The 21,575-nt window shown below is 52.5% G+C and carries 17 protein-coding genes; 10 read left to right on the top strand and 7 right to left on the bottom strand.

The genetic code is table 11. From position 1 onward, the window contains the following. Positions 1–8: 8 nt before the first annotated feature. Entirely contained in the window at positions 9–2,117 is a 2,109-nt protein-coding gene (gene rlmKL, locus WHR59_RS15435) for a bifunctional 23S rRNA (guanine(2069)-N(7))-methyltransferase RlmK/23S rRNA (guanine(2445)-N(2))-methyltransferase RlmL (protein WP_016152475.1), read from the bottom strand. 98 nt (positions 2,118–2,215) lie between these two features. Here rlmKL and WHR59_RS15440 point away from each other — a divergent pair, with 98 nt between their 5' ends. Beyond that, positions 2,216–3,322, top strand: a complete 1,107-nt coding sequence (locus WHR59_RS15440; protein WP_075144920.1) for a YcbX family protein — start codon at positions 2,216–2,218, stop codon at positions 3,320–3,322. On the opposite strand, the gene zapC is transcribed toward WHR59_RS15440, so the two are convergent. After that, positions 3,319–3,861 carry a cell division protein ZapC gene (gene zapC, locus WHR59_RS15445; RefSeq protein ID WP_016152473.1) on the bottom strand — a complete coding sequence of 181 codons (543 nt, stop codon included), beginning with the start codon at positions 3,859–3,861 and terminating at the stop codon, positions 3,319–3,321. The genes WHR59_RS15440 and zapC overlap by 4 nt on opposite strands. Before the next feature lie 165 nt (positions 3,862–4,026). After that, positions 4,027–5,037 carry a quinone-dependent dihydroorotate dehydrogenase gene (gene pyrD, locus WHR59_RS15450; protein ID WP_043015781.1) on the bottom strand — a complete coding sequence of 337 codons (1,011 nt, stop codon included), beginning with the start codon at positions 5,035–5,037 and terminating at the stop codon, positions 4,027–4,029. A 243-nt stretch (positions 5,038–5,280) separates the two neighbouring features. Between pyrD and ssuE the strand changes: the two genes are divergently transcribed. From ssuE to ssuB, 5 genes are read left to right on the top strand one after another with little or no spacing between them, the layout of a single operon-like run. Continuing rightward, positions 5,281–5,856 carry an NADPH-dependent FMN reductase gene (gene ssuE / locus WHR59_RS15455; RefSeq protein ID WP_043015780.1) on the top strand — a complete coding sequence of 192 codons (576 nt, stop codon included), beginning with the start codon at positions 5,281–5,283 and terminating at the stop codon, positions 5,854–5,856. After that, complete coding sequence (locus tag WHR59_RS15460) at positions 5,849–6,823, top strand: sulfonate ABC transporter substrate-binding protein (RefSeq protein ID WP_043015779.1); 975 nt, start codon at positions 5,849–5,851, stop codon at positions 6,821–6,823. Before ssuE ends, WHR59_RS15460 begins: the two co-directional genes overlap by 8 nt. After that, positions 6,820–7,965: an FMNH2-dependent alkanesulfonate monooxygenase gene (gene ssuD, locus WHR59_RS15465; protein WP_043015778.1), complete on the top strand. Its 1,146-nt coding sequence runs from the start codon at positions 6,820–6,822 to the stop codon at positions 7,963–7,965. The genes WHR59_RS15460 and ssuD overlap by 4 nt, the downstream gene beginning before the upstream one ends. Before the next feature lie 10 nt (positions 7,966–7,975). Further along, a complete protein-coding gene (gene ssuC / locus WHR59_RS15470; protein WP_043015777.1) occupies positions 7,976–8,767 on the top strand; it encodes an aliphatic sulfonate ABC transporter permease SsuC in 792 nt (263 codons plus the stop codon). Beyond that, the gene (ssuB, locus tag WHR59_RS15475) at positions 8,764–9,531 is read left to right on the top strand and encodes an aliphatic sulfonates ABC transporter ATP-binding protein (RefSeq protein ID WP_043015776.1); all 768 of its coding nucleotides are present in this window, start codon (positions 8,764–8,766) and stop codon (positions 9,529–9,531) included. Before ssuC ends, ssuB begins: the two co-directional genes overlap by 4 nt. A gap of 96 nt (positions 9,532–9,627) precedes the next feature. On the opposite strand, the gene pepN is transcribed toward ssuB, so the two are convergent. After that, a complete protein-coding gene (gene pepN / locus WHR59_RS15480) occupies positions 9,628–12,240 on the bottom strand; it encodes an aminopeptidase N (protein WP_338843274.1) in 2,613 nt (870 codons plus the stop codon). A gap of 265 nt (positions 12,241–12,505) precedes the next feature. On the opposite strand from pepN, the gene pncB reads away from it, so the two are divergent. The 4 genes from pncB to aspC all read left to right on the top strand — a co-directional run bounded on the left by pncB (position 12,506) and on the right by aspC (position 18,325). After that, entirely contained in the window at positions 12,506–13,708 is a 1,203-nt protein-coding gene (gene pncB / locus WHR59_RS15485; protein ID WP_043015774.1) for a nicotinate phosphoribosyltransferase, read from the top strand. A 166-nt stretch (positions 13,709–13,874) separates the two neighbouring features. Continuing rightward, positions 13,875–15,275: an asparagine--tRNA ligase gene (asnS, locus tag WHR59_RS15490; RefSeq protein WP_043015773.1), complete on the top strand. Its 1,401-nt coding sequence runs from the start codon at positions 13,875–13,877 to the stop codon at positions 15,273–15,275. A 599-nt stretch (positions 15,276–15,874) separates the two neighbouring features. Beyond that, positions 15,875–16,951 carry a porin OmpF gene (gene ompF, locus WHR59_RS15495; RefSeq protein WP_075144922.1) on the top strand — a complete coding sequence of 359 codons (1,077 nt, stop codon included), beginning with the start codon at positions 15,875–15,877 and terminating at the stop codon, positions 16,949–16,951. A 183-nt stretch (positions 16,952–17,134) separates the two neighbouring features. After that, the gene (gene aspC / locus WHR59_RS15500; RefSeq protein WP_043015771.1) at positions 17,135–18,325 is read left to right on the top strand and encodes an aspartate transaminase; all 1,191 of its coding nucleotides are present in this window, start codon (positions 17,135–17,137) and stop codon (positions 18,323–18,325) included. 52 nt (positions 18,326–18,377) lie between these two features. Here the strand turns inward: aspC and WHR59_RS15505 are convergent, their stop codons facing one another. From WHR59_RS15505 to ldtD, 3 genes are all read right to left on the bottom strand, one after another. After that, positions 18,378–19,025: an MBL fold metallo-hydrolase gene (locus WHR59_RS15505; protein WP_003035823.1), complete on the bottom strand. Its 648-nt coding sequence runs from the start codon at positions 19,023–19,025 to the stop codon at positions 18,378–18,380. Positions 19,026–19,053: 28 nt separating this feature from the next. Next, a complete protein-coding gene (locus WHR59_RS15510) occupies positions 19,054–19,602 on the bottom strand; it encodes a YcbK family protein (RefSeq protein WP_003831948.1) in 549 nt (182 codons plus the stop codon). A 177-nt stretch (positions 19,603–19,779) separates the two neighbouring features. Further along, the gene (gene ldtD, locus WHR59_RS15515) at positions 19,780–21,531 is read right to left on the bottom strand and encodes a L,D-transpeptidase (RefSeq protein ID WP_043015770.1); all 1,752 of its coding nucleotides are present in this window, start codon (positions 21,529–21,531) and stop codon (positions 19,780–19,782) included. Positions 21,532–21,575: the final 44 nt, after the last annotated feature.

Raw genomic sequence — 21,575 nt, forward strand, 5'->3', positions numbered from 1 at the left:
TTATCCTTTCAGGCTGCGGTAATCAGCCAGCAATTGTGGATCTGTCGGTTACGGGCAAAGTCCTGGGAAAGCGTTTTTTGGGTAATTTCTTGTGCTTTCAATCCCAGTTCAGCCAGACCGTCGAGATCCATACGGAACCCACGTTTGTTGTTAGAGAACATTATCGTGCCGTCTTTACGCAGCAGACGTTTCAGATCTTTCATCAGCGCCAGATGGTCGCGCTGCACATCAAACGAGTCTTCCATACGTTTTGAGTTAGAGAACGTCGGCGGGTCAATGAAAATCAGATCAAACTGTTCATTGGCATCGCGCAGCCAGCCCAGGCAATCGGCCTGAATTAAACGGTGAGCGCGACCGCTCAGGCCATTCAGACGCAGGTTGCGTTCCGCCCATTCCAGGTAGGTACGCGACATATCAACCGTCGTGGTGCTACGCGCACCACCCAGTCCGGCATGTACGCTGGCGCTGCCGGTGTAGGAGAACAGATTAAGGAAATCCTTACCTTTACTCATCTGTCCCAGCATGCGGCGCGCAATACGGTGATCGAGGAATAAGCCCGTATCAAGATAGTCTGTCAGGTTAACCCACAGGCGCGCGTTGTACTCGCTTACCTCAATGAATTCACCCTTCTCATTCATCTTCTGATACTGATTTTTCCCTTTCTGGCGTTCACGGGTTTTCAGCACCAGTTTATTTGGCGCGATTTCCAGTACCGACAGCGTTGCGGCAATGATGTCGAACAGGCGTTGACGCGCTTTTTGCGCATCAACCGTCTTCGGTGGGGCATATTCCTGAACCACGACCCACTCACCGTAACGGTCCACTGCAACGTTGTATTCCGGCAGGTCAGCGTCATACAGGCGATAGCATTCAATCCCTTCCTGACGCGCCCATTTTTCCAGCTTCTTAATATTCTTGCGCAGGCGGTTGGCATAATCTTCCGCTACCGTGGCAGGCTTGCTGTCCGCGGTGGTCTCTGCAACGTGATAGTTCTTCTGGACACAATCCAGCGGGCCGTTTTTCGCTTTGAACTGCTTGTCGGCACGTAATTGCAAACTGCTGAGCAGATCCGGAGAAGCGCTGAACAGCGACAAATTCCAGCCGCCAAACTGGTTTTTCATCGTACGGCCCAGCAGGCTGTGCAGGGCAATCAGCGCCGGTTCGCTATCCAGACGTTCGCCGTATGGCGGGTTACTGATAACCGTCCCGTACGGTCCTTTTGGCAGCGGATTACTCAATTTGGCGACATCTTTCACGTCAAACGTCATCAGATCGGCAATCCCGGCGCGGCGAGCGTTACTACGCGCTTTTTCAATCACGCGCGCATCGCTGTCAGAGCCGTAGAAATGCGAGGTATAGTCAGCCAGTCCCTTACGCGCACGCACCTGCGCTTCGGCTTTAACTTCTTGCCAGACAGCTTCGTCGTGCTGCGCCCAACCGCTGAAGCCCCAGTACCCACGGTGCAGGCCCGGCGCGCGATCGGTTGCCCACATCGCCGCTTCAATCAGCAGCGTGCCGGAGCCGCACATCGGGTCGAGTAACGGTGTGCCCGGCTGCCAGCCAGAACGCATAACAATAGCGGCGGCCAGCGTCTCTTTAATCGGCGCCTGACCCGCGCGATCGCGATAACCGCGCTGATGCAAACCATCACCGCTCAAATCGAGCGCAATGCTGGCGGTATCTTTGTTCAACCAGACGTTGATGCGCAGATCCGGAGATTCACGATCCACATTCGGACGCGGCAGATTTTTACGGGTAAAGGCATCGACAATCGCATCCTTGACCTTCAGCGCGCCGTACTGGCTGTTACGAATGGTTTCGTTCAGGCCGCTAAAATGAACGGCAAAGGTAGCACCGGGATTAAATATCTCTGTCCAGTCGATTGCCTGAACGCCGAGGTACAGATCAAGATCGCTGTAGACCTTGCACTCTCCCATCGGCAGGATAATGCGCGAGGCCAGGCGGCTCCACATCAGGCTCTGGTAAACAAGCCGCGTGTCGCCCTTAAAATGGACCCCACCCTGAACGACCTGACACTCCAGCGCGCCGAGGTTTTCAAGTTCAGTTTTTAACAGCTCTTCCAGCCCACGGGCCGTACTGGCAAACAGAGAATTCATAATGTCACTTTTACTCCTGGAAAATTGCTGCGCATTATAGCTAATATGGGCTGTATGTCATAAAGTTGAAGGCTTATTTTCGTTCAAGGGGCTGTGCAGTGGTAACGTTGACCCGACTTTTTATTCATCCGGTTAAATCAATGCGTGGAATTGGACTCACGCACGCCCTGGCAGACGTTAGCGGTCTTGCCTTTGATCGTATATTTATGATTACCGAGACTGACGGGACGTTCATTACCGCCCGACAGTTCCCACAAATGGTCCGCTTTACGCCTTCCCCTTTCCACGATGGGTTGCATCTTACGGCCCCAGACGGCAGTAGCGCGCTCGTGCGATTTGCCGACTTCGCGACCCAGGATGCGCCGACAGAAGTATGGGGAAACCATTTTACCGCGCGTATTGCGCCAGCGGCTATCAACCAGTGGCTTAGCGGCTTTTTCTCCCGTGACGTACAACTACGCTGGGTCGGTCAGCAGCTGACGCGCCGGGTGAAGCGTCACGCGGATATTCCTTTGTCCTTCGCCGATGGCTATCCCTACCTGCTGGCCAACGAAGCATCTCTGCGCGATCTGCAACAGCGATGTCCGGCAAGCGTCAAAATGGAACAATTTCGCCCCAATCTGGTAGTTTCGGGGGCTGACGCCTGGGAAGAAGATACCTGGAAAGTGATTCGCATTGGCGAGGTCATTTTTGATGTGGCAAAACCCTGTAGCCGCTGCATTTTCACGACAGTTAGCCCAGAAAAAGGCCTGAAACATCCGTCCGGTGAACCGCTCGCCACGCTGCAAACCTTCCGAACTGCGGTAGATAACGGCGACGTTGATTTCGGCCAGAATCTTATCGCGCGCAACAGTGGTGTTATTCGCGTAGGCGATGAAGTAGAAATTTTGGCTACTGGTCCTGCGAAAGCGTATGGCGCGGCTGAATCAGACGATACTGTAAAGCAACAACAGCCTGATGCCACCGTGCTTATTGACTGGCAGGGACAGACTTTTCGCGGAAATAATCAGCAGGTATTGCTTGAACAGCTTGAAAACCAGGGTATCCGGGTTCCCTATTCATGCCGGGCTGGAATTTGCGGATGCTGTCGAATTCGACTGCTGGAAGGCGAAGTTAGTCCACTGAAAAAATCAGCTATTGGTGATGACGGGACGATTCTGTGCTGCAGTTGCGTTCCCAAAACGACAATCAGGCTGGAGAGTTAAACCGCCTGTTCAAGGCTGAAACTGTCGGCAATAACCTGCGGTTTCAGTCTGTCATTCATTATTTTAATCGCGTCGCCAAGTTGCATTGTACGCCCGGCAATAACCACACCAGGTTGTGCAAGCAGACAAAGCGCGGCGTTTTCCCCCGGCTCAACCACTAACAGGTTTACCTGTTCATCGGTATCGCTTAAATCAACACAGGCAGCGTCACCCACGACCGGCGACCAGTTAATACCGTGTGCGACAAAGTGCCAGCTTTTTGGCATTTGCGGTTTAAGGTAACGAATCGCCACCAGCGCATTAAGCACCAGTTCCGCTTTTTGCTCTTTGGCTAAATCAAGGTAGCGACATTTTTCTTCAAAGGAAAAATAAAGCGCGGCGTCATCGACACAAAAACCCGACGGAGAAAATGCATCAGGAGTGAGCATTTTACGAGCAAAACGCGAACGGAATAACATGCCATTGGCTAAATCGAGCATCATACGATCGTGCTCTTCATCATAATACCAGCGCCAGTTATCGTCGGGTTTAATTCGCATCAGTTTCTCTCCTTTCCTTAATCATCGCCGTTACGACAGTATCCTTTTGCCGCTTCGTTTATTGCCCTAATAATAAAAGCTCAGAATGTTTAAATAAGCAACAGTAAAGGAATATAAAACAACCAGGGCCAGAAATAAAGCCCTGGATTGTGATTAAGGTAGCATTCAGATATTGGCGACGATTTCTTTAATCAACGGTGGGCCTTTAAAAATAAAGCCTGAATAAATCTGAACGAGGGTTGCACCGGCAGCTATTTTCTCACGCGCGGCAATCACCGAGTCGATACCGCCAACACCAATAATCGGCAGTTGACCTTTTAATTCCTGAGACAGCTGGCGAATAATTTCTGTACTTTTTAATTGCAATGGTCGACCGCTCAGGCCCCCCATTTGATCGCAATTTTTCATTCCCTGAACGAGAGAACGATCGAGAGTAGTGTTAGTTGCAATTACGCCATCAATATTATGACGAACTAAACTGTCAGCAACCTGGATCAGTTCTTCCAGAGAAAGATCCGGCGCGATCTTTACCGCCACCGGAACATATTTATGGTGGATCGCTTGCAGATCATTTTGCTTATTTTTAATTGCCGTCAGGAGATCGTCCAGCGCCTCGCCGTATTGCAGTGTACGTAATCCCGGCGTATTTGGTGAAGAGATATTAATCGCGATATAACCGGCGTAAGCATAGACTTTTTCCATACAAATCAGATAGTCATCTTTGCCATTCTCTACCGGAGTATCTTTATTCTTACCAATATTAATCCCCAGAATACCGTCAAAATGCGATTTTTTAACGTTCTCAACCAGGTTATCAACCCCCAGGTTATTAAACCCCATGCGGTTGATCAAACCTTCCGCATCGACCAGACGGAACAGACGCGGTTTATCGTTACCCGGCTGAGGCCGCGGCGTCACGGTACCAATCTCAATGGAGCCAAATCCCATCGCGCCGAGTGCGTCAATGCACTCCCCGTCTTTATCCAGTCCGGCAGCAAGCCCGAGTGGATTTTTAAACGTCAGCCCCATACAGGTAACCGGTTTTGCGGGTACTTTCTGGCGGACAAGCGCTTCGAGCGGCGTGCCGGTAATGCGACGTAATTGCTGGAATGTCAATTCATGGGCGCGCTCTGGATCGAGCTGAAAAAGGGCTTTACGAACGAAGGGGTAGTACATGAACTCTCCTGGATTCCCGGTGTGCAAACCGGGGGCGTATTATGTGCGATCGCGAGCAAAAAGGGAATTGACCTGCGGCAATAAATAGCAATCGTTTTCCTCGCCCCTGCCTTTTTATTCAATTTCCAACTTTTCTATCCCGTATAAATCATTTCGATAAACAAAGCCTCTCTGCCAGACTGCATAAATTGTTATCAATGTTAATTAAAAGCAAACAATTGGTTATAAGGGGAGAATGAAATTATGCGCGTCATCACTCTGGCGGGGAGCCCTCGCTTTCCTTCTCGCTCCAGTGCGTTACTGGAATATGCCCGAGAAAAACTAAACGATCAGGATGTCGAAATCTTTCACTGGAATCTGCACAACTTTACCCCGGAAGACCTGATCTATGCCCGTTTCGACAGTCCGGCGTTAAAGACATTTATCGAACAACTGCAGGATGCTGACGGGCTGATTGTCGCAACCCCGGTCTATAAAGCCGCTTACTCTGGCGCACTGAAAACGCTGCTCGATTTGCTCCCCGAGCGGGCGCTGGAAGGAAAAGTGGTTTTGCCGCTGGCGACCGGCGGCAGCGTAGCGCATTTACTGGCCGTCGATTACGCCCTGAAACCGGTCCTGAGCGCGTTAAAAGCTCAGGAGATCCTGCACGGCGTGTTTGCCGATGATTCGCAGGTCATCGATTATCAACATAAACCGCAGTTTACGCCCAACCTGCAGCAGCGTCTGGACAGTGCGCTCGACACCTTCTGGCTGGCGTTGCATCGTCGCGATATCCAACTCCCTCAACTGAACACCCTGCGAGGTGCCGCCCATGCTTGATCTTCTCAAGCGTCACACGTCCTGGCTGGCGCTGACCGGGCTGTTGTCACTGTCAACCCTGGGGCATGCCGCAGAATCGGCCCCCGATGCCCTGCGCATTGGTTATCAAAAAGGAAGCGTCAGTATGGTGCTGGCTAAAAGCCATCAGCTACTGGAGAAACGCTACCCGCAGACCAAAATCTCGTGGGTTGAATTCCCGGCTGGGCCGCAAATGCTGGAAGCACTCAATATCGGCAGTATCGATCTCGGCAGTACCGGTGACATTCCGCCGATTTTCGCCCAGGCCGCCGGAGCCGATCTGGTTTACGTGGGCGTTGAACCGCCTAAACCAAAAGCCGAAGTAATTCTGGTGCCGAAAAATAGCCCGATCCAGAGCGTCGAGCAGCTTAAAGGACATAAAGTCGCCTTTCAGAAAGGTTCCAGCGCCCACAATTTACTGCTCCGTGCGCTGCAACAAGCCGGGTTGAAATTTACCGATATTCAGCCGACTTATCTGACTCCTGCAGATGCGCGAGCGGCCTTCCAGCAAGGAAACGTGGATGCGTGGGCTATCTGGGATCCCTACTATTCCGCCGCATTACTGCAAGGCGATGTACGCGTGCTAAAAGACGGTTCAGACCTCAAACAGACCGGTTCGTTTTATCTCGCAGCACGTCCTTATGCCGAGAAAAATGGTGCTTTTGTACTTGGCGTGCTGGATACCTTTAGCCAGGCCGATGCGTTAACCCTCAGCCAGCGCCAACAAAGCATTTCCCTGCTGGCTAAAACCATGGGCCTGCCCGAGCCGGTCATTGCGTCTTATCTGGATCACCGCCCGCCAACCACTATCACGCCCGTCAGCGCTTCTGTTGCCGCTCTGCAACAACAAACCGCCGATCTGTTTTATGACAACCGGTTGCTGCCGAAAAAAATCGATATTCGCCAGCGTATCTGGCAACCCACTCAACAGGCAGGAGAAAAATTATGAGTCTGAACATGTTCTGGTTTTTACCCACCCACGGTGACGGCCATTATCTGGGGACAGAAGAAGGTTCGCGCCCGGTCGATTACGGATATCTGCAACAAATTGCACAAACGGCCGATCGCCTGGGATTTACCGGTGTTCTCATCCCAACCGGTCGCTCCTGCGAAGATGCCTGGCTGGTCGCCGCCTCGATGATCCCGGTCACCCAGCGATTAAAGTTCCTGGTCGCGTTGCGTCCAAGCGTAACCTCGCCGACGGTCGCCGCGCGTCAGGCTGCTACGCTCGACAGACTTTCAAACGGCCGGGCGTTATTTAACCTGGTGACCGGTAGCGATCCACAGGAACTGGCTGGTGACGGTGTGTTCCTCGATCACACCGAGCGCTATGAAGCCTCTGCTGAATTTACTAAGGTCTGGCGGCGACTGCTGCAAGGTGAAACGGTGGATTTCAACGGCAAACATATTCATGTTCGCGGCGCGAAGCTGTTTTTCCCTCCCGTACAACAACCCCGGCCACCGCTTTATTTCGGCGGCTCGTCTGATGTCGCACAAGACCTTGCTGCCGAGCAGGTTGATCTCTATCTGACCTGGGGCGAGCCCCCTGAGCAGGTGAAAGCGAAGATTGAACAGGTGCGAGCCAAAGCGGGGGCGCTCGGGCGCAAGATCCGCTTTGGTATTCGTCTGCATGTGATCGTACGGGAGACAACGCAAGAGGCATGGCAGGCAGCGGATCGTCTGATAGCCCATCTGGATGACGACACCATTGCCAAAGCCCAGGCCGCCTTCTCAAGAACGGATTCAGTTGGTCAGCAGCGAATGGCGGCACTGCACAACGGTAAACGCGACAAACTGGAAATTAGCCCGAATCTGTGGGCAGGTGTTGGACTGGTTCGCGGTGGCGCGGGTACCGCGCTGGTCGGAGATGGTCCTACCGTCGCGGCGCGTATCAACGAGTATGCCGCACTGGGAATCGACAGCTTTGTGTTGTCCGGGTATCCGCATCTGGAAGAGGCATACAAGGTTGGCGAGCTGCTGTTCCCTCACCTGGATGTCGCTATACCAGAACTTCCGCAGCCACAACGCCTGCAACAACAAGGCGAAGCGGTGGCAAACGAATTTATCCCGCGCAAAGTCGCGCAAAGCTAAGGAGCTGCGAATGACAACGCCGAAAAACAGGTGGTTATTGCGCCTCGCGCCCTGGTTTTTACCGGTAGGTATGGTGGCGCTCTGGCAGCTCGCATCATCAATGGGCTGGCTGTCCACCCGCATCCTGCCCTCACCGGAGGGCGTTGTCGAAGCCTTCTGGACGCTTTCCGCCAGCGGCGAGCTTTGGCAGCATCTGGCAATCAGCTCATGGCGCGCGCTGATCGGATTCTCCATCGGTGGATCGATTGGCCTGACGCTGGGACTGATCAGCGGTCTTTCGCGTTGGGGAGAACGTCTGCTGGATACTTCGGTGCAGATGCTACGTAACGTACCGCATCTGGCGCTGATCCCGCTGGTAATTTTGTGGTTCGGTATTGATGAATCCGCCAAGATCTTTCTCGTCGCCCTGGGCACGCTGTTCCCGATTTACATTAACACCTGGCATGGGATCCGTAATATCGATCGTGGGCTGGTAGAAATGGCGCGCAGCTATGGGTTGTCCGGCTTTTCACTGTTCCTTCATGTGATCCTCCCAGGAGCCCTGCCCTCAATTATGGTCGGCGTACGTTTTGCTCTCGGACTGATGTGGCTGACGCTTATCGTCGCAGAAACCATTTCAGCCAATGCCGGTATCGGTTACCTGGCGATGAACGCCCGCGAATTTCTGCAAACCGATGTGGTCGTGGTGGCCATTATTCTCTACGCCCTGCTCGGCAAATTGGCCGACGTCAGCGCCCAATTGCTGGAGCGAATCTGGCTGCGCTGGAACCCGGCTTACCATGTGAAGGAGGTTACCGTATGAATACCGCTCGCTTGAACCAGGGCACGCCGCTGTTGCTGAGCGCCGTGACGAAACAATACGCCGCCAATACGGTGCTCAATCAGTTAAATTTGCACATTCCGGCCGGGCAATTCGTTGCCGTGGTTGGCCGCAGCGGCGGTGGTAAAAGCACGTTGCTGCGTCTGCTGGCTGGACTGGAGTCCCCCTCCTCAGGCGCATTACTTGCCGGAACCACCCCACTGGCGGATATTCAGGATGATACGCGAATGATGTTTCAGGATGCGCGCCTGCTGCCATGGAAGACGGTTATCGATAATGTGGGCCTGGGTCTGAAAGGTCAGTGGCGCGATGCGGCCCGAGATGCGCTGGCCGCAGTTGGGTTGGAGAGTCGTGCTCGCGAATGGCCGGCTGCGCTGTCCGGTGGACAAAAACAGCGTGTGGCCCTGGCGCGGGCATTAATTCATCGCCCCGGTTTGCTGCTGCTGGACGAACCCCTCGGCGCTCTGGATGCCCTAACCCGCCTTGAAATGCAGGATCTGATTGTTTCTTTATGGCAAGAGCACGGCTTTACCGTTCTGTTGGTCACTCATGACGTCAGCGAAGCGGTGGCAATGGCCGATCGCGTATTGCTGATTGAGGATGGAAAAATCGGGCTGGATCTGACGGTGGATATTCAGCGCCCCCGCCGTTTGGGATCGGTGCGGTTAGCCGAGCTGGAAGCGGAAGTGTTGAACCGGGTCATGAAACGCGGCGAGACGGAACAACCGATCCGTCGACATGGATAAACACTCAGAAAACAAGGCCCGGTAGCGCTTACCGGGCCTTTTGCCGGATGGCGGCGTTACCGCCTTATCCGGCCTACTAAACTACAGGTCAACGTTTCAGGCTAACGCTTTGTCAATCTTCTCATACAGATCGCCGGAGAGATTCTCCAGACCTTTCAGTTGTTCCAGCGCCGCACGCATCTTCGCCTGACGTTTTGCATCATAACGTTTTAAGCGAATCAGCGGCTCAATCAGACGTGATGCCACCTGAGGGTTACGGCTATTGAGTTCAGTCAGCATGTCGACCAGGAACTGATAGCCGCTACCATCTTCCGCATGGAATGCCGCCGGGTTGCTACCCGCAAAGGCACCGATCAGAGAACGGATTCGGTTCGGGTTACTCATACTGAAAGAGCGATGCTTCAGCAGGCCACGAACCGTTTCCAGCACGTTTCTCGCCGGGCTTGTGGATTGCAGGATAAACCATTTGTCCATCACCAGGCCGTCATGGTGCCACTTATCGTCATACTCCTGCATTAGCGCGTCGCGACAAGGCAGTTGTGCCGCCACTGCCGCCGACAGCGCCGCCAGCGCATCGGTCATGTTGTTGGCTTCGCGGTACTGCTTGCTTACCAGCGTGTCAGCCAGATGGGTTTCGCCAAAGGCCAGGAAACGCAGGCAGGCGTTACGCAGCGTACGCTTGCCAATATCGGCATGCTCAACGCGGTACTCATCAAGATGATTAGCGTTATAGATGGCGAGGAATTCATCCGCCAGCTCGGCTGCCAGCGTGCGGGTTAACGCTTCGCGTACTTCGGTTATCGCCACCGGATCGATGATGTCGAACAGTTCTGCAATTTCATTTACTGAAGGCAGCGTCAGGATCTCTGCCGCCAGCGCCGGATCGATTTTCTCATCCAGCAGAATTGAGCGGAATGCATCGGCCACGTGTACCGGCAGCGACAGCGGCTGGCCCTGCTGATGCCGGGCAACGTTAAGCTTAATATAGGTCGCCAGCAGGCTTTGCGCCGCGTCCCAACGAGAGAAATCGTTACGCGCATGACGCATCAGGAAGGTCAGTTGCTGATCGCTCCATTTGTATTCCAGTTTGACCGGCGCGGAGAATTCGCACAGCAGCGCCGGAACCGGCTGAAAGTAGACGTTATCAAAGACAAACGTCTGCTCTGCCTGAGTGACGTTGAGTACGGAATTCACCGGATGCCCGCCTTTTTGTAGCGGGATCACTTTCCCTTCGTTGTCATACAACTCAAGGGCGAAAGGAATATGCAGCGGCTGTTTTTCGGCCTGATCCGGCGTGGCCGGCGTGCGCTGGCTGATAGTCAGCGTGTACTGCTCAGTTGACGGATTGTAGTCATCACGCACGGTCAGAATCGGCGTACCGGACTGACTGTACCAGCGGCGGAAATGCGAGAGATCGACGTTGGACGCATCTTCCATCGCCTGCACGAAATCATCACAGGTGGCAGCACTGCCGTCGTGACGCTCAAAGTACAGTTGCATCCCTTTCTGGAAATTAGCCTCACCCAGCAGGGTGTGGATCATACGAATCACTTCAGCGCCCTTTTCGTACACGGTCAGGGTATAGAAGTTGTTCATTTCGATGACCATATCCGGACGGATAGGATGCGCCATTGGGCTGGCATCCTCGGCAAACTGCAGGCCACGCATGGTACGCACATTGCTGATCCGGTTTACCGCACGTGAGCCGAGATCGGAACTGAACTCCTGATCGCGGAACACGGTTAACCCTTCTTTCAGGCTCAACTGGAACCAGTCGCGACAGGTCACGCGGTTGCCGGTCCAGTTGTGGAAATACTCATGACCGATGACGCGCTCAATATCGAGGTAGTCTTTGTCGGTGGCGGTATCGGTACGTGCCAGCACATATTTGGAGTTAAAGATGTTCAGACCTTTATTCTCCATCGCGCCCATGTTGAAGAAATCCACGGCGACAATCATATAGATATCGAGGTCATACTCGAGGCCAAAGCGCTCTTCATCCCATTTCATGGAGTTTTTCAGCGAGGTCATCGCCCACGGCGCGCGGTCAAGGTTGCCGCGATCGACGTACAGTTCCAGCGCTACTTCACGCCCAGAACGGGTAGTAAAGGTGTCGCGAAGAACGTCGAAATCGCCGGCTACCAGCGCAAACAGATAGCACGGTTTCGGGAACGGATCCTGCCACTGTACCCAGTGACGACCATTTTCCAGTTCCCCCTGCGCCACGCGGTTACCGTTGGAGAGCAGGAACGGATATTGGGTTTTATCGGCGATAATTTTGGTGGTAAAACGCGCCAGGACATCAGGCCTGTCGAGATACCAGGTAATATGACGGAAACCTTCCGCTTCACACTGGGTGCACAGCGCGTCGCCGGACTTGTACAGTCCTTCCAGCGCGGTATTGGCCGCTGGGCTAATTTCATTCACGATACGCAGCGTAAAACGTTCCGGCAGTTGACTGATGACCAGAGCGCCCTCTTCTTCTTTATACTCTGTCCACGGCTCGTCGTTCACGTGGATCGACACCAGAGTCAGATCTTCGCCATTCAGGCGCAGAGGCGCATCAGGCGCGCCATGACGGACAGCCTGGCTCACTGCGGTGACCACGGTTTTTTCAGCATCCAGGTCAAAGGTCAAGTCAATATCAGTAATCTGGTAATCCGGCGCACGATAGTCGTGACGGTATTTGGCTTGTGGCTGTTGTGTCATAAAAAACCTTTAGCATCTTTGGTAGAGTCTCGGCTTCAGTCTATTCCTGTTGCGTAAATCGCGCTACGCAGAATGTTCATCTTTTCAGGCACAAACACCCTTTTTGCTACATTTTTATAACACGCGGCACGAAATGCCCTCGACCAGAAAGACAGCTTATGGTGTGATCGGGGTTCAATAAATCGCTAAACAGGGTATACTCCAGCGGTTTTCTTAGTTGTTTATTGTACTAAACGCTCCCGTGAGAGGATGCTACTGCGCACCTATGACACAATTCGCTTCTCCTGTTCTGCACTCGCTGCTGGATACAGACGCTTATAAGTTGCATATGCAGCAAGCCGTTTTTCACCACTACTATGATGTACAAGTAGCGGCTGAATTTCGTTGCCGTGGCGATGACCTGCTCGGTATTTATGCCGATTCTATTCGTGAGCAGGTGAATGCTATGCAACACCTGCGACTGCAGGAGGACGAGTACCAGTGGCTCTCCGGCCTGCCTTTCTTTAAAGCTGATTACCTCACCTGGTTACGTGATTTCCGCTATAACCCGGAACAGGTTTGCGTCACTAATGATAACGGTAAGCTAAACATCCGCTTAACCGGTCCGTGGCGTGAAGTGATCATGTGGGAAGTCCCGCTGTTGGCGGTGATTAGTGAGCTGGTACACCGTTACCGTTCACCTGAATCAGGCGTCCCGCAGGCACTCGATGAGCTGGAAAGCAAACTAGTAGAATTCTCTGCTTTAACGAAAGATGTCGATATGTCTCGCTTCCATCTGATGGATTTCGGTACGCGCCGTCGTTTTTCGCGCGAAGTGCAGCAAGCTATCGTTAAACGCCTGCAGCAAGAGTCCTGGTTTGTCGGCACCAGTAACTACGATCTGGCCCGCCGCCTGTCATTAACCCCAATGGGTACGCAGGCGCATGAGTGGTTCCAGGCTCATCAGCAAATCAGCCCTGAGCTTGCCACCAGCCAGCGCGTTGCGCTGGCCGCATGGTTAAATGAATATCCTGACCAACTCGGCATTGCATTGACCGACTGCATCACCATGGACGCGTTTTTACGCGACTTTGGCGTTGAGTTCGCTACCCGCTATCAGGGTTTACGCCATGACTCTGGCGACCCGGTGGAATGGGGTGAAAAAGCCATCGCCCATTATGAAAAACTGGGTATTGATCCGCTGAGCAAAACGCTGGTGTTTTCAGATAATCTCGATCTGAAAAAAGCGATTGAGCTATACCGCCACTTCTCTTCTCGCGTGCAGTTGAGTTTTGGCATTGGGACACGACTAACCTGCGATATTCCCCAGGTTAAGCCGCTCAATATCGTTATCAAACTGGTGGAGTGTAACGGCAAACCAGTAGCGAAGTTATCTGACAGCCCGGGTAAAACCATCTGCCATGATAAAGCGTTTGTTCGCGCACTGCGCAAAGCCTTCGATCTCCCGCATATCAAAAAAGCCAGTTAAGCCTTCCAGGGAGCCATTTTGGCTCCCTTATTCGCGTTTATTTCCGAAATCTTTCACTCCAGCTACGAATTCTGCTTGTCTGATTGCAGATGCCAGGTAACATAGGTATCCCCCCATTACGGGTGGACATGTGTTTATATATCCGACTATTAACAGAGAGAATATTATGAGCGTTGTGCCTGTAGCCGACGTACTCCAGGGCCGCGTAGCCGTTGACAGCGAAGTCACCGTGCGCGGATGGGTGCGTACCCGCCGAGATTCAAAAGCTGGCATCTCCTTCCTCGCCGTTTATGACGGTTCCTGCTTTGATCCTGTACAGGCCGTCATCAATAATTCTCTGCCCAATTACAATCAGGACGTACTGCGCCTGACGACGGGTTGTTCAGTTATCGTAACGGGTAAAGTCGTTGCATCACCTGGACAAGGACAGAGCTTTGAAATTCAGGCCACTGAGGTTGAAGTAACGGGCTGGGTTGAAGATCCTGACACCTACCCAATGGCAGCTAAGCGTCACAGCATTGAGTATCTGCGTGAAGTGGCGCACATGCGTCCGCGTACCAACATGATTGGTGCAGTCGCGCGTGTACGCCATACGCTGGCGCAAGCTCTGCATCGTTTCTTCCACGAGCAGGGTTTCTTTTGGGTATCGACTCCGTTGATCACCGCTTCCGATACGGAAGGTGCCGGTGAAATGTTCCGAGTGTCTACGCTGGATCTGGAAAACCTGCCGCGTAACGATCAGGGCAAAGTCGACTTCGATAAAGACTTCTTTGGTAAAGAAGCCTTCCTGACCGTTTCCGGTCAGTTAAACGGCGAAACCTATGCCTGCGCCCTGTCCAAAATTTATACCTTTGGTCCGACGTTCCGTGCAGAAAACTCTAACACCAGCCGTCACCTGGCAGAGTTCTGGATGCTGGAGCCAGAAGTGGCTTTCGCCGACCTGAACGATGTTGCAGCTCTGGCTGAAGCGATGCTGAAGTACGCGTTTAAAGCCGTACTGGCAGAGCGTGCAGATGACATGAAATTCTTCGCTGAACGTGTCGACAAAGACGCGATTTCGCGCCTGGAACGTTTCATTGACGCAGACTTCGCTCAGGTGGATTACACCGACGCGGTTAGCATCCTGGAAAAATGCGGCAAACAGTTTGAAAACCCAGTTTACTGGGGTGTGGACTTGTCTTCTGAACACGAACGTTACCTTGCTGAAGAGCATTTTAAAGCGCCGGTGGTGGTTAAAAACTACCCGAAAGATATCAAAGCGTTTTATATGCGCCTTAACGAAGACGGTAAAACCGTTGCAGCAATGGACGTACTGGCTCCGGGAATCGGTGAAATCATCGGTGGTTCTCAGCGTGAAGAGCGTCTGGACGTACTGGATGCCCGTATGCTGGAGATGGGTCTGAACAAAGAAGATTACTGGTGGTATCGCGACCTGCGTCGCTACGGTACCGTGCCACATTCCGGCTTCGGTTTGGGCTTCGAGCGTCTGATCGCTTACGTTACCGGCGTACAGAACGTCCGTGATGTTATTCCGTTCCCGCGCACCCCGCGTAACGCTACGTTCTAAACCTGCATTTAGAAACAAAGGCCAGCATTGCTGGCCTTTTTTATAGCCACATCACATTTTGGGATCCCCCTCCCGCGTTAAACACAACCCTTCCTCTTCTCCCTTCCTGTTACGTAATATTTCACCGCAACACATTTGAACAAAAAATAATCAGTATTTTTATTGTGGATTAGCATTTTCTGACTAAATAGTACATTTTCTAACCATTTGCACGGCGCTCCGGACGTCCAAAAATAGCCATCTGTAAAACAGAAACTTCCTGTCAGATCAGAGAAAAATGGGGGTTATCTAAATTAAACATAAGAAAATCATATAAATAGAAATAGAAGCGGTGATTTTTAGCGCAGAGACATCTGAAGTTTGAAGTTGTTCACAAAGTTGCACAAAAATAACATTTAGTTACACATTTTTTCTTTTTGAAACTAAATCTTTATCTTTGTAGCACTTTGACGGTAGCGAAACGTTAGTTTGAATGGAAAGATGCCTGTCAGACACATAAAGACACCAAACTCTCATCAATAGTTCCGTAAATTTTTATTGACGGAATTTATTGGCGGCAGTGGCAGGTGTCATATAAAAACCGATGAGGGTAATAAATAATGATGAAGCGCAATATTCTGGCAGTGGTTATCCCTGCTCTGCTGGTAGCCGGGGCAGCTAACGCTGCAGAAGTTTATAACAAAGATGGCAACAAAGTAGACATCTACGGTAAAGCTGTGGGTCTGCACTATTTTTCCAAGCACAACGGTGATAACGCCTACGCGCCTAACGGCGATCAGACCTATGCCCGTCTTGGTTTCAAAGGGGAAACTCAGATTAACGACCAACTGACCGGTTACGGCCAGTGGGAATACCAGTTCAGCGGCAATAACGCAGAAGGCGGTGACGATGCCCAGAAAGGCAACAAAACCCGTCTGGCGTTTGCTGGTTTGAAATTTGGTGACGCAGGCTCCTTCGATTACGGTCGTAACTACGGCGTTGTATACGATGCTCTGGGTTACACCGATATGCTGCCAGAATTCGGTGGTGATACCGCTGCTTCTGACCAGTTCTTCTCCCAGCGTAACGGCGGTCTCGCAACCTACCGTAACTCTAACTTCTTCGGTCTGGTTGAAGGCCTGAACTTCGCTGTACAGTACCTGGGTAAAAACGAACGCTCTAGCAGCCCAACCCGTTCTAACGGCGACGGCGTTGGCGGTTCCGTAAGCTACGAAATGGATGGTTTCGGTATCGTCGGTGCTTACGGTGCAGCTGACCGTACCAACGCGCAAGAGCAGCTGGCCTATGGCCGCGGCGCGAAAGCTGAGCAGTGGGCGACCGGTGTTAAGTACGATGCGAACAACATTTACCTGGCAGCGAACTACAGCGAAACCCGTAACGCAACCCGTATCTCTAACGGTTATGCTAACAAAACTGAAGACGTGCTGTTGGTTGCTCAGTACCAGTTCGACTTCGGCCTGCGTCCGTCCCTCGCCTATACCAAATCTAAAGGTAAGGACATCGAAGGAATCGGCGACGTAGATCTGGTGAACTACTTCGAAGTGGGTGCGACTTACTACTTCAACAAAAACATGTCCACCTATGTTGATTACATCATCAACCAGATCGATTCTGACAACAAACTGGGCGTAGGCTCTGACGACACCGTTGCAGTGGGTATCGTTTACCAGTTCTAATAGCAGACCTCTTTGTTAAATGCCTAAAAAACAGGACTTCGGTCCTGTTTTTTTATCTCTGCTAGCGGATTCTTGCGTCTTAAAAAAACACCTCAGCTTTTCGTCAGTAACGGTTGGCATTTTGTAAATCTACCGTTAACCTGATAGCGGACTTCCCTTCTGTTATCACTATGGAACCTCGTCATGTTTGAGAACATTACTGCCGCTCCTGCCGACCCCATTTTGGGTCTGGCTGATTTGTTTCGTGCCGATGACCGCCCTGGAAAAATAAACCTGGGGATCGGTGTATATAAAGATGAGACAGGCAAAACGCCGGTACTGACCAGCGTTAAAAAAGCCGAGCAATATATACTGGAAAATGAAACCACCAAAAATTACCTTGGCATCGACGGTATTCCAGAGTTTGGTCGCTGCACTCAGGAATTACTGTTTGGTAAAGAGAGTTCGCTTATCAACGACAAACGCGCACGTACAGCTCAGACCCCTGGCGGCACTGGCGCATTGCGTGTGGCAGCTGATTTCCTGGCTAAAAACACCTCAGCTAAACGCGTATGGGTGAGCAATCCTAGCTGGCCAAACCATAAGAGTGTCTTTAACTCTGCCGGTCTGGAGGTTCGTGAATACAACTATTACGATGCGGCGAATCACTCATTAGATTTTGATGCGCTGCTGGCAAGCCTCAGCGAAGCGCAGGCTGGCGACGTGGTGTTATTCCACGGCTGCTGCCATAACCCAACCGGTATCGATCCTACGCTGGAGCAGTGGCAAACGCTGGCTCAGCTTTCTGTCGAAAAAGGTTGGTTGCCGCTGTTTGACTTCGCATACCAGGGCTTTGCCCGCGGTCTGGAAGAAGATGCAGAAGGTCTGCGCGCATTTGCAGCGCTGCACAAAGAGCTGATCGTCGCAAGCTCCTATTCCAAGAATTTTGGTCTGTACAATGAGCGCGTAGGTGCTTGTACGCTGGTGGCTGCCGATGCTGAAACCGTCGACCGTGCATTTAGCCAGATGAAATCCGCCATTCGTGCTAACTATTCCAACCCACCAGCACACGGCGCATCCGTAGTCGCCACGATTCTGAGCAACGACGCACTGCGCGCCATCTGGGAACAAGAGCTGACTGATATGCGCCAACGCATTCAGCGCATGCGTTTACTGTTCGTGAATACGCTGCAGGAGAAAGGTGCAAACCGCGACTTCAGCTTTATCATCAAACAGAACGGCATGTTCTCATTCAGCGGCCTGACCAAAGAGCAGGTTCTGCGCCTGCGTGAAGAGTTTGGTGTCTATGCCGTCGCTTCCGGACGCGTAAACGTGGCAGGGATGACGCCAGACAATATGGCGCCGCTGTGCGAAGCGATTGTCGCAGTACTGTAATCTATCGCGCACAAAAAAGGCCGCAATAGCGGCCTTTTTATTAATCAGAGTGTTACCAGACGGGCATTTCATCCTGCAGGAACGGGTTATGTAGCCGTTCGTTACCCAGCGTAGAAAGAGGGCCGTGACCCGGAATAAACGTCACGTCATCACCCAACGGCAACAGTTTACGTTTAATCGAATCAATCAATTGGCTGTGATCCCCGCGAGGAAAATCGCTGCGCCCTACGCCACCTTTGAAAATCACATCACCTGAAATCAGTAACTTTGATTGTTCATCAAAGAAGACCACATGTCCTGGCGTATGCCCCGGACAATGCAGCACCTGTAACGTTACATTGCCCACGCTTACCCGGTCGCCTTCATTCAACCAGCGATCCGGCGTCAGCGGCTCACAATCGCCCAGGCCAAACATGCGACTCTGAGCAGGGAGTCCTTGTAGCCAGAACTCATCTTCTTTTTCCGGGCCAATAACTGGCACACCATAATGCTGTGCCAGTTCAGCCGCCGCGCCTACGTGATCAAGATGACCATGGGTAAGCAGGATCTGCATAAGCGTCAGACCGCTGGCATCCACTTCCTGTTTGATTTTCTCGGCATCTCCGCCAGGATCGACCAGCGCGGCCAGACGAGTCTGCTCACACCAGATCAACGAGCAGTTCTGGGCGAATGCAGTGACCGGAATAATACGATAGTTCATACAGCTCCTGTTTCATTAAGCTTATGGATCACCAGTGCCGTGCAGGCCCGGTGTCGATATGCACAAAGTTACTGCTGGGGTAGTATCCTACACCACCTGCGCGCATAGATAACGCAGCTTTGCGAATATTGCTTAATGCGATGCCTTCGATATGGAAATCCATGGCCTGGCCTTTAGTGTGGTAGCTTTTCTTTGCCACACCGCGGCTGCGCGCACGGAGTTCGTTATTGGTATCGATAGAGCGATAGCCTGAGATAAGCTGTACGGGTTTACGCGTGCCCAGCAGGCCCTGCAGACGGAAGAGTTGATCAAACAGTCCCGGGTCAATGGATTTCACTTTATTGGCCCGAAAATCACGGAAAAAGTGGTTAAGTTTTGCTAATTCGTCCTGAATATAGCCCCTGCCATCAAAAAACTCTGCTTTTATTGACTCACCGGTATGCAGGTTATTCAGAGTCAATATACGCGGACGTGGGGTAGAGAGTGTGGCAAACGCAGGCGTAGGCAGGATGGCAGCGCCGAGGGCAATGCCACCAAGCGCCAGCAGTTTGCGGCGATTAGCGTCAAATTTGTCCATGGTATTAAGGTCTACAAGGTCAATGTTATCGTATGTATGCTCTAGCGCACGCAGGAAACCTTATCTGGCTAAGTAGTCCACGTCAAGGCTCCCAACCCCAGGAAATACGGGGCTTGCAGCCATTTCGCCCCGTTTCCAACATAACTTACGACAATCATTTTCCTCGAACTGCTTCATTTATCTGATTAATTGTTCGGCTTTTGACACAATTTGTGCACTGGATCGCGCTGTCAGATCGTAATTGTAAATATCTGTACGATACTGCGTACGACCATCCGGGCCAACAAATGCGGTCAGATAGTAGAGGTTGACCGGGATATTCTGGCGAATATTCACGTACCGCGTATCCCCTTGCTTCAGGGCATCCGAGATGCGTGTATCATTCCAGCCCGCATCCTGTAGCAGCATATTTGCCAGCTCAGAGGCCTTATTCACCCGCACGCAGCCGGAGCTTAATGCCCGCGTATCCTTCTGGAACAGATTGTGGTTCGGCGTGTCGTGCAGATAAATAGCGTCCGAACTCGGCATGTTGAATTTATAGCGTCCGAGCGAGTTACGCGCTCCCGGAGCCTGCTGGAAGCGGAACGGCAGATTGGAGGCAGTGATGGTAGCCCAGTCTACCTGCCACGGATCTATCGTCTCTTTGCTGTTCCAGCCGCGCATCACGGTATAACCGTGACGCTCAAGATACCCCGGATCATTCCAGACCTTAGGCAGGATATCTTTTCGGGCCAGCGTTGGCGGCACGTTCCACGGCGGGTTAACGACTACGTTATTCAGCGCGCTGCTCATCATTGGCGTTTTACGATCGGGACGCCCGACGATCACGCGCGAGGCCAGCACCTGATTGCCGTTCTGATAATAAACCAGCGAGTAGGCAGGAATGTTCACCATGATACCGGTAGACAACTCACCAGGCAGCAGGCGCAAGCGCTGAATATTTAATGCCAGCACCCCCGCACGCTGAGCCGGCGTCACGTTCAACCAGTCACGCGTCGCAGGGCCAATCGCGCCATCGGCTCCAAGCCCCTGCCACGTCTGAAAACGCTTTACCGCGTCAACAAGTTCACGATCGTAAGCGCTACGACCTTCTTTGGCAGCCGGACTGACAACGGATTCCAGCATCCCGGTGCGGCGCAAAATTTCACGCAGCGCAGGGATGTCGTTACTCCACTCTCCCGGGCGCAGCGTTGCGGTACTGGTTAACTGCGGCCAGGGGCGGGTATCGCCCACCAGCTTGAGCAATGATTCATGCATTGCCGCATACTGTGGATGCTGAGGCGCCAGGTTGGCAATAAACGAAGTCAGTTGACCATTATCCAGCGCCACCTGCCACTGATTGATCACGGAAATTGGTGGGGTCGTCAGCGCATAGGGCTTATTACTATAGAGCCAGCGATTACCTTTGACGGGGATGTTGGCGATAAAGTGCAGATAGCCCATCATCGCATCAGAGAGGACGATGTCCCGCGCCTGGCCCGTAACTGCCGGGTCAGTCAGAAGTGCGACCCAGGTAGTAAACTGCGGCTGAAAACCGGCAATCGCCACCTCGGCTAACTGTTGCTGAAAGGCTTTTACCGCATCACGATTTTCCCACATCGGTTTCATTTCGCGTGCGGCATACAGCAGTTCCAGCTGGCTCATATAAACCGGCGTATAGCCCGCTGGAAGTTGAGATTGCAGTTCAGCGCGGGCGTTATCAACTGACACCCCCTCAGGCAGCGGTTGAATACCCGCCATGATAGCCGTCGCGGAAGATTGAACCTGCGGCTGTGATAACGCTGTTGGCTGTTCACTGACGGTCGCTGAGCTATCGCCAGGGATCATTTCAGGCTCATCGGCCTGCGCATTGAACAGTGGAGCGAATGTTACGGCCAGGCACAAACTGATTGCCGACAGCCGACGACCACACATTTTATTAAGCAACATCCCTTGCCCCCTGTTTTCTTTATCATACTTTGAGTAGCCAGGCC

Origin of the sequence: Citrobacter europaeus (assembly GCF_037482245.1) — a bacterium.
GTDB classification, from domain to species: Bacteria; Pseudomonadota; Gammaproteobacteria; order Enterobacterales; family Enterobacteriaceae; genus Citrobacter; species Citrobacter europaeus.

Coding starts and splice junctions, on each gene's coding strand:
- rlmKL (WP_016152475.1), bottom strand. CDS start 2,117: ATGAATTCTCTGTTTGCCAGTACGGCCCGTGGGCTGGAAGAGCTGTTA.
- zapC (WP_016152473.1), bottom strand. CDS start 3,861: ATGCGAATTAAACCCGACGATAACTGGCGCTGGTATTATGATGAAGAG.
- pyrD (WP_043015781.1), bottom strand. CDS start 5,037: ATGTACTACCCCTTCGTTCGTAAAGCCCTTTTTCAGCTCGATCCAGAG.
- ssuE (WP_043015780.1), top strand. CDS start 5,281: ATGCGCGTCATCACTCTGGCGGGGAGCCCTCGCTTTCCTTCTCGCTCC.
- WHR59_RS15460 (WP_043015779.1), top strand. CDS start 5,849: ATGCTTGATCTTCTCAAGCGTCACACGTCCTGGCTGGCGCTGACCGGG.
- ssuD (WP_043015778.1), top strand. CDS start 6,820: ATGAGTCTGAACATGTTCTGGTTTTTACCCACCCACGGTGACGGCCAT.
- ssuC (WP_043015777.1), top strand. CDS start 7,976: ATGACAACGCCGAAAAACAGGTGGTTATTGCGCCTCGCGCCCTGGTTT.
- ssuB (WP_043015776.1), top strand. CDS start 8,764: ATGAATACCGCTCGCTTGAACCAGGGCACGCCGCTGTTGCTGAGCGCC.
- pepN (WP_338843274.1), bottom strand. CDS start 12,240: ATGACACAACAGCCACAAGCCAAATACCGTCACGACTATCGTGCGCCG.
- pncB (WP_043015774.1), top strand. CDS start 12,506: ATGACACAATTCGCTTCTCCTGTTCTGCACTCGCTGCTGGATACAGAC.
- asnS (WP_043015773.1), top strand. CDS start 13,875: ATGAGCGTTGTGCCTGTAGCCGACGTACTCCAGGGCCGCGTAGCCGTT.
- ompF (WP_075144922.1), top strand. CDS start 15,875: ATGATGAAGCGCAATATTCTGGCAGTGGTTATCCCTGCTCTGCTGGTA.
- aspC (WP_043015771.1), top strand. CDS start 17,135: ATGTTTGAGAACATTACTGCCGCTCCTGCCGACCCCATTTTGGGTCTG.
- WHR59_RS15505 (WP_003035823.1), bottom strand. CDS start 19,025: ATGAACTATCGTATTATTCCGGTCACTGCATTCGCCCAGAACTGCTCG.
- WHR59_RS15510 (WP_003831948.1), bottom strand. CDS start 19,602: ATGGACAAATTTGACGCTAATCGCCGCAAACTGCTGGCGCTTGGTGGC.
- ldtD (WP_043015770.1), bottom strand. CDS start 21,531: ATGTTGCTTAATAAAATGTGTGGTCGTCGGCTGTCGGCAATCAGTTTG.